Origin of the sequence: Salinimonas marina (assembly GCF_015644725.1) — a bacterium.
In the GTDB taxonomy this organism is placed as follows: domain Bacteria; phylum Pseudomonadota; class Gammaproteobacteria; order Enterobacterales; family Alteromonadaceae; genus Alteromonas.
Genome location: NZ_CP064795.1, coordinates 1,638,075 through 1,653,110 on the forward strand (window position 1 = coordinate 1,638,075; position 15,036 = coordinate 1,653,110).

Below are 15,036 nucleotides of genomic sequence, written 5' to 3' on the forward strand. Positions count from 1 at the left end.
AGACCTAACATGCAAAAACGTGAAGAGCTGTACCGGGGCAAGGCGAAAACGGTTTATTATACCGATGACAACGACAAGCTTATTCTGGAATTCAGAAACGACACTTCTGCTTTTGATGGTGAAAAAATCGAGCAGCTGGATCGAAAAGGTGAAGTGAATAATAAATTTAACCATTTCATTATGACTAAGCTGGAAGTGGCTGGCATCGCCACGCAGGTGGAAGCGTTGTTGTCAGACAATGATTCGCTGGTCAAAAAGCTGGATATGATTCCGGTCGAATGTGTGGTCCGAAATGTCGCCGCCGGCTCGCTGGTTCGTCGTTTAGGCGTGACCGAAGGGGAACTGCTGGATCCTCCGGTATTTGAGTTCTTTTTAAAGAACGATGCACTGCATGATCCTATGGTCAATGATTATCATATCGTGTCATTTGGCTGGGCTACGGAAGCTCAAATCAGTGACATGAAAAGACTGACCTTCGCCGTCAACAATGTTTTAAAAGCCTTGTTCGACGAAGCCGGTATGCTGTTGGTGGATTATAAACTGGAATTTGGCATTGATGGCAATGGGGCATTGGTGCTGGGTGATGAGTTTACGCCGGATGGTTGTCGTCTGTGGGATAAAGAAACCCGCAAGAAGATGGACAAGGATCGCTTTCGGCAAGGGCTGGGTTCGGTGGTAGAGACCTACATCGAAGTGGCCGGCCGTCTCGGCCTGAAGCTCTAAGTGATACTATAAGGGACCCGTTCGGTCCCTTTTTATTATGCCCCGGTTGTCTTCCTCTTTACGGGTGGGTCTGCTCACCTGTCTGGCGATGCTGGCGTTCGCCGCTAACTCATTGCTGTGCCGTATGGCGCTGGCACAGACGAGTCTGGATCCTGCCACCTTTACCATCATTCGTTTACTCAGCGGCGCACTTATGCTGGCGCTTATCTGTGGAATTAAAAACCGTTTTAGCCTGCGTTATGGTAGTTGGCCGGGCGCCATCGCCCTGTTTGTGTATGCCGCCGGGTTTTCGTTTGCCTATACCGGCATGAATACGGGCACCGGCGCACTGTTGTTATTTGGGGCGGTGCAACTGACCATGATTGCCTATAGTTTGTGGAATAACGAGCGTTTTAACCTCATCCAAACCCTGGGCTTTGGCCTGGCAATTGTTGGACTGGTGGTGTTGTTGCTGCCCTCCGCAGTAAGCCCGGCATTAGTGCCGGCGGCGTTGATGATAAGTGCAGGCATCGCCTGGGCGGTATACACCCTGATGGGGCGGGGCAGCACCCAGCCATTGCTGGTCACCACCGGTAACTTCTGGCGTAGCCTGCCATTGTTACTCCTACTGTGGTGGTGGTTACCGGGCGAGGGCGGGCCAGCAATGAACACGGCCGCAATAAGTTATGCAATAGCCTCCGGCGCACTGGCTTCAGGCGCAGGCTATGCTATCTGGTATGCGGTGCTACCGTCGTTACAAAGCTCGGTGGCAGCCACTATTCAGCTCAGCGTACCGGTACTGGCGATGCTGATGGGCTGGGCATTTTTAGCCGAGTCGATTACGGGGCAGATGATCCTTGCCTGTCTTGCTACCCTGGGGGGCATTGCGCTGGTAATACGCTACCGTTAACTGACTGATGGGGGCTTCATCTCCGTGGGGGCCGCTGTGCGTTCAATCTGAACCATAAAGTGCTTCCGCTGTGTGGTTTGTGTAACTGCCGGTCCTGACAAATTGTTTGTGAAAGGTTGGCATCGATAGTAATGAGTGAATACGTGGGCAAACTGACACCCTGGTACTGGCATTGTCTGAGCCCGGTGTCGTATTGCTTGCGCCTGTCTGCCTGTTTGATACGCTGTTATTCCAACTTCCGCAAGCCAGGAATGTCGTCAAATTCTGTAGGTTTTGATTGTGCGCTATAAGGGGGTCAATACCACTTTATCCCGTGAAATGGTAAGCGTGGCAAGTGGTTAACGTAAAACAGCTGATAACCCACCTAATATAACCGCAATAATGGGACGGCGCGCGGTTAAAGTGGAACGATGACTTTTAGATCGGTGGTAGGAACACAGCAGCAGGGCAGAATTTCATCATCATCAATGAAGGCCAGTGGATCGGTGGTATAGCGCACCGCACCGGCTTTTAATTTGGTACGGCAGGCGCCGCAAAACCCTTCCCGGCAATGATAATGCACATCGATGCCACTTTGTTCTAAGGATTCCAGCAGGGTTTTATCATGGCGGGCGGGTACGCATTTCGCATCAACAACATCGATACGAAATGCATCATCAGGCTTTGTCATTACCCCGGCTGATTAAAGCTCGAAGTCAGCAAAATCATCTTCACTGACCGAAGAATCAATCTGACCAACCAGGTAAGAGCTGATTTCTGACTCCTGCGGCGCCACCTGAACATTATCTGAATTAAGATAATTGTTCATCCATGGCAGCGGATTGCTTTTCACGTCAAACGGCGTGTCCAGCCCAATGGCAGACATGCGCTGGTTGGCAATGTATTCCACGTATTCGCACAGAATCTGCTTGTTCAGACCAATCATAGAGCCGTTTTGGAACAGATAATCCGCCCATTCTTTTTCCTGCTCAACTGCGTTCATAAATATGTCGCGGGCCTGGTCTTTACACTCTTCGGCGATTTCGGCCATTTCAGGATCGTCTTTGCCTTTTGCCCACAGATTCAGAATATGCTGGGTTGAGGTAAGATGCAGATTCTCATCCCGGGCAATCAAACGAATGATCTTGGAGTTGCCTTCCATCAATTTGCGCTCGGCAAAAGCAAATGTGCAGGCAAATGACACATAAAAGCGAATGGCTTCCAGCGCATTAACCGAATTCATACACAAATACAGTTTCTTTTTAAGCTCGCGCTGATTAATAACATGAACTTCGCCATTAACCGTGTGGGTACCTTCCCCCTGAGTTTGCCACAGCTGAGTCGCAAAAATCAGATCATCATAGTAGCGGGAAATATCCGCGGCACGTTGTTTGATTTGTTCGTTTTCAACAATGTCCTCAAAAATCTCGCTGGGATCAGAAAACAGGTTGCGCAAAATATGGGTGTAAGAACGCGAGTGGATGGTCTCAAAAAACGACCAGGTTTCCACCCAGGTTTCCAGCTCAGGTAATGACACAATAGGAAGAAACGCGATATTCGGACTTCTGCCCTGGACCGAGTCCAGCAGGGTCTGATATTTCAGGTTAGAAATCAGAATATGCTTTTCCGGGTCTGTCAGCTTTTGAAAATCAACCCGGTCGCGCGTGACATCTACCTCTTCAGGACGCCAGAAAAAGCTGATTTGCTTCTCGATCAGTTTTTCAAAGATAGAATGTTTTTGCTGATCATAACGTGCAACATTCACCGGGTTCCCGAAAAACATGGGTTCGCCCAGTGGGTTGGTGATGTTTTGATTAAAGGTGGTGTATTTCATAAGTACCGAATAAACCCAATTTTGTGTATTAAACCATGGTTAGCCACGGGTGCGTGTTATATTTTACACGCACCGCCGGCACAATCATCATCTTCTTCAACCACCGTGGCCTGAGCCAGCGGTGTTTGTTGCTGAGTTTTGACTTCCACTGAACTGGTGTCTGAGGCGCCATCACGGGTATTGTGATAATACAGCGTTTTCACACCCAGTTTATAAGCCGTAAGCAAATCTTTTAACAACAGCTTCATCGGCACCTTGCCATTCGCATGACGGCTGGGGTCGTAATTGGTATTGGCCGAAATCGTCTGGTCGATAAATTTTTGCATAATACCGACAAGCTGCAGATAACCGTCGTTAGAAGGAATATCCCACAACAGCTCATACTTTTCTTTGAGCGTGTCGTACTCCGGAACCACCTGTTTCAACACACCGTCTTTGCTTGACTTGATGCTGATATGGCCCCGTGGTGGTTCGATACCATTGGTGGCATTGGAAATCTGTGACGAGGTTTCAGACGGCATCAGTGCCGACAGGGTAGAGTTGCGTAACCCGTGCGCCTTAATGTCTTCACGAAGGGTATCCCAGTCACACTGCAATGGCTCATTGCACACGGTGTCCAGATCCTTTTTATAAGAATCAATGGGCATGATGCCTTGTGAATAGGTGGTTTCGTGAAACTTAGGACAGGCGCCTTTTTCCTTCGCCAGATTATTTGAGGCTTTTAGCAGGTGATACTGCATCGCTTCAAACGTACGGTGCACCAGGCCATTGGCGCTGTGATCAGAATAACGCACATTATTTTTAGCCAGGAAGTAGGCAAAGTTGATGACTCCTACACCCAGGGTACGACGGTTCATGGTGGCATTGTACGCCGCCGGTACCGGGTAATCCTGATAGTCCAGTAGGCTGTCCAGAGCCCGTACCGCCAGATCTGACAACTCTTCAAACTCGTCGACCGACTCAATCGCACCTAAGTTAAAGGCCGACAAGGTACACAGGGCGATTTCACCTTCTTCATCATTCACATGTTGTAAAGGCTTGGTTGGCAGCGCAATTTCCAGACACAGATTACTTTGGCGAACCGGCGCTACTGAAGGGTCGAACGGGCTGTGGGTGTTGCAGTGATCCACATTTTGCAGATAAATACGACCCGTGGAGGCGCGCTCCTGCATAAACAAACTGAACAGCTCCATGGCTTTGATGCGCTTTTTACGAATGCTGTCGTCGTTTTCGTATTTTACATACAACTCTTCAAATTTTGCCTGGTCGGCAAAAAACGCATCGTACATGCCGGGGCAGTCAGAGGGGCTGAACAAAGTGATGTAATCGTCTTTCATCATGCGCTGATACATCAGCTTGTTGAACTGCACACCATAATCTAAATGACGCACGCGGTTTTCTTCTACGCCGCGGTTGTTTTTAAGCACCAGTAAGGATTCAACCTCCAGATGCCATAACGGATAGAATAAGGTGGCTGCACCGCCGCGAACACCGCCTTGTGAACAGCTTTTTACTGCAGTCTGGAAGTATTTATAAAAGGGAATACAACCGGTATGAAAGGCTTCGCCGCCACGAATAGGGCTGCCCAGCGCACGAATCCGGCCTGCATTCACGCCGATACCGGCACGCTGACTGACATACTTAACAATCGCCGACGAGGTGGCGTTGATTGAGTCCAGGCTATCGCCGGTTTCGATCAGTACACAAGAGCTGAACTGACGGGTTGGCGTACGTACCCCAGACATAATCGGCGTAGGCAGAGACAACTTGAAGGTAGACGCGGCATTGTAAAAACGGCGAATATAGCTCAGGCGCGTTTCTTTAGGGTAATTGGCAAATAAACAGGCAGCCACCAGAATATATAAAAACTGAGCGCTTTCATAAATGTCGCCGGTGACCCGGTTTTGTACCAGGTACTTGCCTTCAAGCTGCTTAACCGCCGCATAGCTGAAATTCATATCCCGCCAATGATCGATATACGAGTCCATCTCGGCAAATTCTGCAGGCGTAAAATCTTCCAGCAAATGGGCATCGTATTTTTGTGCATCAACCATTTTGACCACATGATCATACAACGACGGTGGCTCGAACTGGCCATACGCTTTTTTGCGTAAATGGAAGACCGCTAACCGGGCTGCCAGATACTGATAGTCAGGCGCATCAGTAGAGATAAGGTCGGCCGCTGATTTGATCAATGTTTCATGGATTTCACCGGTTTTGATGCCATCATAGAATTGAATCTGGGCTTTGATCTCTACCTGAGAAACCGAAACATTATTTAGTCCTTCTGCTGCCCAGGTGACAACTTTATGAATTTTTTCAAGATCGATGGGCTCTTTTTCACCGTTGCGTTTGGTGACAAGTAAATCGTTGTTCATGGTAACTGGCCGTCTGTCTGTTAGCGCGTGTCGCGCGGGCTGTGCCCGATTGTATTTTTAGTCGTAGTCGGCTACATATTGCCGCTGGCAAATAGCCCCATTAACCTAACCCTGAAATGCGTAAAATCTCGTAGATGAAAATATCAACACGAGGACGTCAGGGGTTAAATGGATAGGCACAAGATAGTGAGGTTTACGGTGTAATGCAACCGAATATAGCGGCCGCATTCACGTGCAAGGATTGTCAAGTTTTTAATGTTAGTGGTGACTAACCTAAAACAGATTTGCAATCGCTATATATCCAGAATGCAAGCCTTTTTAGACTAAGAAAAATTTAAAAATATTTACCCGATAATAAAAAGGGCTGCTGAAAATTTGTGGATATGTAGTGTTCAAAAATTAACAGCAGCACTAGATGTAGTGTTAAGCAGGTTTGATACTGTGCAACATGTAGTTGACATCCAAGTTCTGATCCGAGGTATAAAAGCTTTGGGTAATCGGGTTCATATGCAAACCGGTGGCGTTACGGGTGAGCAGGTTAGCTTCTCCCATCATGGTCATCAGTTCAGAAGGTTTAATAAAGCGCTGATACTGATGCGTGCCTTTAGGGACCAAACCCAGCATATATTCTGCCGCCACAATGCCCAGCAAATAGGCTTTGGGGTTGCGGTTCAGGGTAGAAAAGAACACCGCGCCGCCCGGTTTTACCAGTTTGGCACAGGCGCTTACAATCGAAGCCGGGTCGGGCACATGCTCCAGCATTTCCATACAGGTCACCACATCAAACTGGCCTGCATGTTGTTCAGCATAGGCTTCGGCGGTCACACATTCATAGTCAACGTTTATGCCTGACTCCAGACCATGCAGCCGCGCTACCTCTAAAGAAGGCTCAGCCATATCGATACCGGTTACCTGGGCACCCATACGCGCCATGGCTTCAGCCAGTATGCCGCCACCACAACCAATATCGAGTACATTTTTATCAAACAGCCCGCCGGCATGCTGAGCAATAAAGTCCAGTCGTAGCGGATTAATGGCGTGCAGCGGTTTAAACTCACCTTCGGTATCCCACCAACGTGAGGCTAGATCGCCAAACTTGGATATCTCCTGTTGATCCACATTTGTCATGATCTGTGTCCAGTATCCTAATGTCAAAACCCTAACATAGCGCAAAACCAGTCTGTTTGGCACGCATTAGCGAACAGGTAGGGGTGTATATGGATGAAAAATAGACGCTTGAGACCTTCTATGGCATTTGCTGTGATTAACCGCTACATTATTTGGCCGGTCGGTGATACACTCGTCGATTGATTTATTACCCCAATAATAAGAATGTGTGGAGCCAGCCAACTGGCGGTTTCAGGACTTTTATCTCCGCATGCGCACACTAAACCAAGTTAAGGGAAAAAGCAGTTTATGACTGATAACGCTAAAGAAATTCTCCCCGTTAACATAGAGGAAGAATTAAAGAATTCTTATCTCGACTATGCGATGAGCGTTATTGTTGGCCGGGCGTTACCTGATGTACGTGACGGCCTGAAGCCGGTGCACCGTCGGGTGCTATTCGCGATGAATGAATTGAAGAATGACTTCAATAAACCGTATAAAAAATCAGCCCGTGTGGTGGGTGATGTTATCGGTAAATACCATCCTCATGGCGACTCCGCGGTATACGACACCATTGTACGTATGGCTCAGCCTTTTTCACTTCGCTATATGCTGGTAGACGGGCAGGGTAACTTTGGCTCGGTGGATGGCGATTCGGCGGCCGCTATGCGTTATACCGAAGTTCGTATGGCAAAAATTGCCCACGAATTGCTGGCGGACCTGGATAAACAAACCGTGGATTTTGTACCTAACTACGATGGTACCGAATTCATTCCAGAAGTACTGCCCACTAAAGTCCCCAATTTGCTGGTGAATGGATCTTCCGGTATCGCGGTCGGTATGGCCACCAACATTCCGCCCCACAACCTGACCGAAGTCATCAATGGCTGTGTGGCGCTGATTGAAGATCCGGATATTTCCATTGATGGTCTGATGGAGCATATCCCCGGACCGGACTTCCCGACGGCGGCTATGATCAGCGGACGCAAAGGGATTGAAGATGCGTATCGGACCGGCCGTGGCAAAATCTACCTGCGGGCAAAAGCTGAAATCGAGACCGAGAATAATGGTAAAGAGACCATTGTGGTCAACGAGATCCCTTACCAGGTAAACAAAGCGCGTCTGATTGAAAAGATTGCGGATCTGGTTAAAGAAAAACGCATTGAGGGTATTTCGGCCCTGCGCGATGAGTCTGATAAAGACGGGATGCGCATCGTTATTGAAGTTAAACGTAACGAGTCTGCCGAGGTACTGTTAAACCACTTATATGCCAATACCCAGTTACAAACAGTATTTGGTATCAATATGGTGGCGCTGGATAACAACCAGCCAAAAGTGTTCAATCTTAAAGAAGTGCTGGAATGCTTTATTCTGCACCGTCGTGAGGTGGTCACCCGCCGTACCGTATTTGAACTTCGTAAAGCCCGCGATCGTGCTCACATTCTTGAAGGTCTTGCCATCGCGCTGGCCAATATCGACCCGGTTATCGAGCTTATTAAAGCATCTAACAGCCCGCGGACGCCAAAAAATCATTGGTTGGCCAGGGCTGGGAACTGGGCGATGTCTCACAGATGCTGGAACGTGCCGGCAACGATGCGGCCCGCCCGGAATGGCTGGCGCCCGAATACGGCATTCGCGATGACAAATATTATCTGACTGAACAGCAGGCCCAGGCGATCCTGGACTTACGTTTGCACAAACTGACCGGTCTGGAACATGAAAAGATTCTGGCTGAGTACAAAGAGCTACTCGAGCAGATCGCCGAGCTGATGTATATTCTGGAAAGCCCTGAGCGTTTGATGGAAGTGATTCGTGAAGAGCTGGAAAAAGTGCGTGATGAGTTTGGTGATGTGCGCCGTACTGAAATCACTGCCGCTACCCACGATATTGATATTGAAGATCTGATTGAGCGCGAAGAAGTGGTGGTCACGCTATCGCGCGAAGGCTATGTAAAATATCAGAAACTGTCTGACTATGAAGCCCAGCGCCGTGGCGGCAAAGGCAAGTCTGCCACCAAGATGAAAAATGAAGACATCATCGAACGTCTGCTGGTGGCCAATACCCATGATCATATCTTATGTTTCTCTACCCGCGGTCGTTTGTACTGGCTGAAAGTGTATCAATTGCCATTTGCCAGCCGAAATGCCCGTGGCCGGCCCATTGTTAATATACTGCCGTTGGAGCCAAACGAGCGTATTACGGCCATCTTGCCAATCAAGGAATTTGAAGAAGGCAAATTTGTGCTGATGGCTACCGCCAATGGTACGGTTAAAAAAACCGACTTAAGCCTGTATTCTCGTCCACGTTCAAGCGGCATTATTGCGGTAAACCTGAACGAAGGCGATGAACTGATTGGGGTGTCGATTACCCATGGTGATGACGACATCATGTTGTTCTCTGATGAAGGTAAGGTCGTCCGCTTTAACGAAAAACTACGTGACTCTGAAACCGGCGAAGTAAAACGCGATCCGGAAACCGGTGAAGAATTACTGGCCCTGCGTCCGATGGGCCGAACCGCTACCGGGGTTCGTGGTATTCGTTTGCAGGAAGGTCAGCGAGTAGTGTCATTAATTGTGCCACGGGGTGATGGTGCTATTTTGACCGCTACCGAAAATGGTTTTGGTAAGCGTACGCCGCTGCAGGATTATCCGGCGAAGAGTCGGGCCACCCAGGGCGTCGTCTCTATCAAAGTATCGGAACGTAACGGTAAGGTAGTGGGCGCCGTACAGGTGGATGATACGGATGAAATCATGCTTATCAGCAATCAGGGCACGCTGGTTCGTACCCGGGTTGATGAAGTATCGGTAGTGAGCCGGAACACGCAGGGCGTGCGCCTGATTCGTACCGCTGAGGATGAGTCTGTGGTTGGCTTGCAGCGTATCGAAGAAGTCGAAGATGAGATTGTGCTGGACGAAAACGGCGACCCTGTCATCGAGATCTCAGACAGCGATGCCGCCGAGTCGGTCACCACCCCTGAAAACAACGATGATTCCGGACAGCCCGCGTCTGAAGAATAATCACTGATGCCGGCTTGCCGGCACCTCGGTTGTAGTATTTAGCAAGCGGCTTCGGGCCGCTTGTTTTGTTTCCAGATGAGAACCATGTTTATGTCGAATGTATATAATTTCAGTGCGGGGCCGGCGAAGCTGCCAGAGCCGGTGATGCAGCAAGCCCGCGAGCAATTTGTAGACTGGAATGCCAGTGGTACGTCCGTGATGGAAGTAAGCCATCGGGGACATGACTTTATTCAGGTAGCCGAACAGGCCGAACAGGATCTGCGCGATTTACTGGCGATTCCGGCAGATTACAAGGTGTTGTTTATGCACGGGGGCGGCCGCGGACAATTTGCGGCAGTGCCGTTAAATCTGTCACGTCCTGATCAAACATCTTTGCATCTGGTTTCTGGCTCCTGGTCAAAAGGGGCGGTGGCCGAAGCGGCAAAATACAATCAGGCCCGGGTTATCAAACAGGCAGGTACCAAAGACGGTCTGGCCTTTATGGCGCCCCCAGCCGCAGCAGATATTGACAAAGATGCCGCCTATCTGCATTTTTGCCCCAATGAGACCGTTGATGGTATTGCCTACGACTGGCTTCCTGAGGCCAATGGCGTGCCCCTGGTCGCCGATATGTCTTCGACGATTTTATCGCAGCCACTGGATATCAGCCGCTATGGGATGTTGTATGCCGGGGCCCAGAAAAATATCGGGCCGTCTGGATTATCGGTAGTGATTGTACATGAGTCACTACTGGGCAAGGCGCAGACGGCGACCCCTTCAATTTTTGACTATACGCTGGCCGCGAAACACGACTCCATGTACAACACGCCCCCCACATTTTCCTGGTATCTGGCCGGGCTGGTGTTTCAGTGGTTAAAATCTATCGGCGGCTTAACTGAAATGGCGCGGCGTAATGCGACCAAAGCCAGCACCCTATACAATGCGATTGACGCTTCAGACTTTTATCGCAATCAGATTCACCCGCGATGCCGCTCGAAAATGAATGTGCCGTTTCAGCTGGCCGATGCTGCTCTGGATAGCCGCTTTGTACAGGAAGCTGAAGCCCAGGGGCTCAAGGCGCTCAAAGGGCATCGCTCGGTAGGGGGCATGCGAGCCAGTATCTATAATGCTATGCCTCTTGAAGGGGTAACCGCGCTGGTCAGCTTTATGGCCGAATTTGAACGTAAGTACGGATAAGCAACATGCAACAATTAACATTACAGCCGGTGAGCCGGGTCCAGGGCGAAGTCAATGTACCGGGCTCAAAAAGTTTATCAAACCGGGCGTTATTGCTGGCGGCGCTGGCGACCGGAACAACCCGGCTCACCAACCTGCTCGATAGCGATGATATCCGGCATATGCTTAACGCCTTATCGGCGCTGGGCGTGGATTACACTTTAAGTGACAATAACACCACCTGTACGGTTACCGGTCTGGGCGGGGCCTTTACCCACGAACAACATCTTGAGCTGTTTTTAGGTAACGCCGGCACGGCTATGCGTCCCTTGTGCGCCGCGCTGGCAGCCAGCAAGGTCTCGGTGAGTCTGACCGGCGAACCGCGTATGGATGAACGGCCCATTGGCGATCTTGTCGACAGTCTGCAGCAGGCTGGCGCCCAGATTGAATATCAGAAAAATGCAGGCTATCCACCGCTGACGATCCAAGGTCAGCATCTCAAAGGTGGCGACATCACCGTGGATGGCAGTGTTTCCAGCCAGTTTCTGACAGCCTTGCTGATGGCGGCGCCTTTGTTTGAGCAGACCACCAATATTCATATCAAGGGCGAGCTGGTATCAAAACCCTATATTGATATTACCCTTAATACCATGGCGCAGTTTGGGGTAATGGTAACCAACACCGACTATCGTTGCTTTACCATTGAAGCTGGCCAGCGTTATGTCTCACCCGGCCAGTTTCTGGTGGAAGGGGACGCCTCTTCAGCCTCGTACTTTCTGGCCGCAGGCGCCATCAAAGGCGGTACGGTGAAGGTGACCGGAATTGGTAAAGACAGTATTCAGGGCGATATTCGCTTTGCTGAAGTTCTGGAGCAAATGGGGGCTAAGATTAGCTGGCATAGGGACTATATTGAAGTCACCGGCGCGCCATTATCAGGAATTGCCATGGATATGAATCATATTCCGGATGCTGCCATGACCATTGCAACCACGGCATTGTTTGCTAAAGGGCCGACCACCATCAGCAATATTTATAACTGGCGGGTAAAAGAAACCGATCGTTTACACGCCATGGCCACTGAACTTAAAAAACTGGGGGCGCAGGTAGACGAAGGGCAGGATTACATTACCGTAACCCCGCCAGAACACTTATCCCATGTGGCTATCGATACCTATAATGATCACCGCATTGCGATGTGTTTTTCGTTAGTTGCATTAAGCTCGACCCCGGTGACCATTAACGACCCAGGCTGTACCGCAAAAACATTTCCTGATTATTTCGAAAGATTCGCTACACTGTGCAATAACTAACCGTGTGCGAATGAAATGCGCTGTATTTATAACCAGGTGTTGGCATTCGCCGGGCGAGCCATTGCACAACCGCCCGGAGTGCGTATAATTGCGCCCGATTTTTTAACCTTTTGTTAATAACTGGAGCAGGTATGCATCCGATTCCCGTAGTCACGGTTGACGGCCCCAGCGGCGCTGGTAAGGGGACCCTTAGTAGTCTTCTTGCAAAGAAGCTAGGATGGCACTTTCTGGACAGTGGCGCGATTTACCGCGTGCTGGCCGTGGCCACATTGCATCATGATCTTCCGGTTGATGATGAAGAGTCTATTGTGCCTTTAGCCACTGGACTTGATGTCTGTTTTGAAACCGATGGTGATGTCATTCGCATTATTTTAGAAGGCGAAGATGTCACTGATGACATTCGCACTGAACAGGTTGGGGCGGTCGCCTCTAAAGTGGCGGCGCTACCCCGGGTGCGCGAAGCTTTGTTACGCCGTCAGCGCGCATTTCAACATGAACCGGGCCTGGTGGCAGACGGTCGCGATATGGGCACCGTGGTATTTCCAGGGGCCACCGTTAAGCTGTTTCTTACGGCCAGCGCCGAAGCACGGGCGCAACGTCGTTATGAGCAGTTGAAAGCCAAAGGGATGGATGTTAACATTGCGCGCCTTTTAACCGATATCAAAGCACGGGATGAGCGCGATACCAATCGTAGCGTTGCCCCACTGGTACCGGCAGAAGATGCGGAAGTGATTGATTCGACCGACTTGAATATTGACCAAGTCTTTGACAAAGCAATGGAAGTTATCTCCTCTCGCCTCAACGATGTGTGAGCCGTATAGCCCCATCGCAGTTAGCCGTAACAGGATGTAACGGCATATGCTAATAACCCCACGTTAGCCGGATTGTAATGTGGATTTCAACTGTATTTATTAAAAAGACCTTATGACTGAAAATTTTGCACAACTTTTTGAAGAAAGCCTACAAGAACTTGAAACCCGTCCGGGTTCTATCGTAAAAGGTACTGTTGTTTCTATCGATAAAGATATCGTACTGGTAGACGCAGGCTTAAAATCAGAAAGTGCTATCCCAGCAGACCAATTTAAAAACGCTGAAGGCGAGCTAGAAATTGAAATTGGCGATACTGTTGATGTTGCACTTGATGCAGTAGAAGACGGCTTTGGTGAAACCATTCTTTCTCGTGAAAAAGCCAAGCGCCACGAAGCGTGGGTTGAGCTTGAAAAAGCTTACGACGACAAAGAAACTATCACCGGTGTTATCAACGGTAAAGTTAAAGGCGGTTTCACTGTTGAAGTTAACAGTGTACGTGCGTTCCTGCCAGGCTCTCTGGTTGACGTTCGTCCGGTTCGTGACACTACCCACCTTGAAGGCAAAGAGCTTGAGTTTAAAGTAATCAAGCTGGATGCAAAGCGTAACAACGTAGTGGTATCTCGTCGTGCTGTTATCGAAGCTGAAAACAGTGCCGAGCGAGAGTCGTTGCTGGCTAACCTTGAAGAAGGTCATGAAATCAAAGGTATCGTTAAGAACCTGACTGACTACGGCGCGTTCGTAGATCTGGGCGGTGTTGACGGCCTGCTACACATCACTGATATGGCCTGGAAGCGTGTTAAGCACCCAAGCGAAATCGTGAATGTTGGCGATGAAATTAATGTGAAAGTTCTGAAGTTCGACAAAGAGAAGCAACGTGTATCTCTTGGTATGAAGCAGATGGGCAACGATCCATGGCAGGACATTTCACAACGTTACCCAGAAGGCACTAAGATTTCTGGCCAGGTAACTAACCTGACTGACTACGGCTGCTTCGTTGAAATCGAAGACGGTGTTGAAGGTCTGGTACACGTTTCTGAAATGGATTGGACTAACAAAAACATTCACCCGTCTAAGGTTGTTAACCTGGGTGACACTGTTGAAGTTATGGTTCTTGAAATTGACGAAGAACGTCGTCGTATTTCTCTGGGTCTTAAGCAGTGCATCGACAACCCTTGGGAAACGTTTGCTAAGTCACACGAAAAAGGTGACAAGGTTACTGGTAAGATCAAGTCAATCACTGACTTTGGTATCTTTATCGGTCTTGATGGCGGCATCGACGGTCTGGTTCACTTGTCTGACATCAGCTGGAACAAGTCTGGCGAAGAAGCGGTACGTGATTATAAGAAGGGCGACGAGATCTCTGCAGTGGTACTGCAAGTCGACCCAGAGCGTGAGCGTATCTCTCTTGGCGTGAAGCAAATCGAAGAAGACCCGTTCAATAAGTATCTGACAGACAACAAGAAAGGTGCTATCGTTGTTGGTACAGTTACTGCTGTTGATGCCAAAGGCGTTACAGTGAACCTGGCTGAAGAAGTTGACGGCTACATCCGTGTTGCTGACCTTGCACGTGACCGTGTAGAAGATGCTTCAGAAGTTGTTAATGTTGGTGAATCAATCGAAGCGAAATTCATGGGCGTAGATCGTAAGAATCGCGCTGTTAACCTGTCTGTTAAAGCAAAAGACCAGGCTGACGAGAAAGACGCAATCGAAAAAGTTAACCAAACTGACGACGGTGGCTTCGGAAGCGCAATGGCAGAAGCATTTAAAGCTGCTAAAGGCGAATAATCCGGTAAAGTGCGCCAGATTGGAAAATCTGGCGTATACTTGATTTGCA

Annotated in this window: 10 protein-coding genes and 1 pseudogene; 7 read left to right on the forward strand and 4 right to left on the reverse strand. The window is 49.3% G+C overall.

Translation table 11 applies throughout. The features are described from left to right. Positions 1-9 precede the first annotated feature (9 nt). Positions 10-723 (forward strand): phosphoribosylaminoimidazolesuccinocarboxamide synthase, encoded by a 714-nt coding sequence (gene purC / locus IT774_RS07195; RefSeq protein ID WP_195811963.1) that lies wholly within the window; start codon positions 10-12, stop codon positions 721-723. A 37-nt stretch (positions 724-760) separates the two neighbouring features. Beyond that, on the forward strand, positions 761-1,612 hold the full coding sequence (locus IT774_RS07200; RefSeq protein WP_195811964.1) for a DMT family transporter: 852 nt from the start codon (positions 761-763) through the stop codon (positions 1,610-1,612). A gap of 397 nt (positions 1,613-2,009) precedes the next feature. Here IT774_RS07200 and yfaE read toward each other — a convergent pair whose 3' ends face one another. From yfaE to ubiG, 4 genes are all read right to left on the reverse strand, one after another. Next, positions 2,010-2,282: a class I ribonucleotide reductase maintenance protein YfaE gene (gene yfaE / locus IT774_RS07205; RefSeq protein WP_195811965.1), complete on the reverse strand. Its 273-nt coding sequence runs from the start codon at positions 2,280-2,282 to the stop codon at positions 2,010-2,012. Between the two features lie 12 nt (positions 2,283-2,294). Then, on the reverse strand, positions 2,295-3,425 hold the full coding sequence (nrdB, locus tag IT774_RS07210; RefSeq protein ID WP_195811966.1) for a class Ia ribonucleoside-diphosphate reductase subunit beta: 1,131 nt from the start codon (positions 3,423-3,425) through the stop codon (positions 2,295-2,297). Positions 3,426-3,481: 56 nt separating this feature from the next. Then, positions 3,482-5,803 (reverse strand): class 1a ribonucleoside-diphosphate reductase subunit alpha, encoded by a 2,322-nt coding sequence (gene nrdA, locus IT774_RS07215; protein ID WP_195811967.1) that lies wholly within the window; start codon positions 5,801-5,803, stop codon positions 3,482-3,484. Between the two features lie 423 nt (positions 5,804-6,226). Next, a complete protein-coding gene (gene ubiG / locus IT774_RS07220) occupies positions 6,227-6,931 on the reverse strand; it encodes a bifunctional 2-polyprenyl-6-hydroxyphenol methylase/3-demethylubiquinol 3-O-methyltransferase UbiG (RefSeq protein ID WP_195811968.1) in 705 nt (234 codons plus the stop codon). Positions 6,932-7,219: 288 nt separating this feature from the next. On the opposite strand from ubiG, the pseudogene gyrA reads away from it, so the two are divergent. The 5 genes and pseudogenes from gyrA (at position 7,220) to rpsA (ending at position 14,987) form a co-directional block, all read left to right on the forward strand. Then, positions 7,220-9,927 (forward strand): annotated as a pseudogene (gyrA, locus tag IT774_RS07225) (DNA topoisomerase (ATP-hydrolyzing) subunit A). 90 nt (positions 9,928-10,017) lie between these two features. Beyond that, positions 10,018-11,103 (forward strand): 3-phosphoserine/phosphohydroxythreonine transaminase, encoded by a 1,086-nt coding sequence (serC, locus tag IT774_RS07230; protein ID WP_195811969.1) that lies wholly within the window; start codon positions 10,018-10,020, stop codon positions 11,101-11,103. A gap of 5 nt (positions 11,104-11,108) precedes the next feature. Continuing rightward, complete coding sequence (gene aroA, locus IT774_RS07235; protein WP_195811970.1) at positions 11,109-12,392, forward strand: 3-phosphoshikimate 1-carboxyvinyltransferase; 1,284 nt, start codon at positions 11,109-11,111, stop codon at positions 12,390-12,392. Between the two features lie 131 nt (positions 12,393-12,523). Further along, on the forward strand, positions 12,524-13,204 hold the full coding sequence (cmk, locus tag IT774_RS07240; protein ID WP_195811971.1) for a (d)CMP kinase: 681 nt from the start codon (positions 12,524-12,526) through the stop codon (positions 13,202-13,204). A gap of 112 nt (positions 13,205-13,316) precedes the next feature. Beyond that, positions 13,317-14,987 (forward strand): 30S ribosomal protein S1, encoded by a 1,671-nt coding sequence (rpsA, locus tag IT774_RS07245; RefSeq protein ID WP_195811972.1) that lies wholly within the window; start codon positions 13,317-13,319, stop codon positions 14,985-14,987. Positions 14,988-15,036 lie beyond the last annotated feature (49 nt).

Excerpts from the sequence above, each read along its gene's own strand:
- nrdB (WP_195811966.1), bottom strand. The coding sequence starts at position 3,425 with ATGAAATACACCACCTTTAATCAAAACATCACCAACCCACTGGGCGAA.
- yfaE (WP_195811965.1), bottom strand. The coding sequence starts at position 2,282 with ATGACAAAGCCTGATGATGCATTTCGTATCGATGTTGTTGATGCGAAA.
- ubiG (WP_195811968.1), bottom strand. The coding sequence starts at position 6,931 with ATGACAAATGTGGATCAACAGGAGATATCCAAGTTTGGCGATCTAGCC.
- aroA (WP_195811970.1), top strand. The coding sequence starts at position 11,109 with ATGCAACAATTAACATTACAGCCGGTGAGCCGGGTCCAGGGCGAAGTC.
- cmk (WP_195811971.1), top strand. The coding sequence starts at position 12,524 with ATGCATCCGATTCCCGTAGTCACGGTTGACGGCCCCAGCGGCGCTGGT.
- IT774_RS07200 (WP_195811964.1), top strand. The coding sequence starts at position 761 with ATGCCCCGGTTGTCTTCCTCTTTACGGGTGGGTCTGCTCACCTGTCTG.
- nrdA (WP_195811967.1), bottom strand. The coding sequence starts at position 5,803 with ATGAACAACGATTTACTTGTCACCAAACGCAACGGTGAAAAAGAGCCC.
- serC (WP_195811969.1), top strand. The coding sequence starts at position 10,018 with ATGTCGAATGTATATAATTTCAGTGCGGGGCCGGCGAAGCTGCCAGAG.
- purC (WP_195811963.1), top strand. The coding sequence starts at position 10 with ATGCAAAAACGTGAAGAGCTGTACCGGGGCAAGGCGAAAACGGTTTAT.
- rpsA (WP_195811972.1), top strand. The coding sequence starts at position 13,317 with ATGACTGAAAATTTTGCACAACTTTTTGAAGAAAGCCTACAAGAACTT.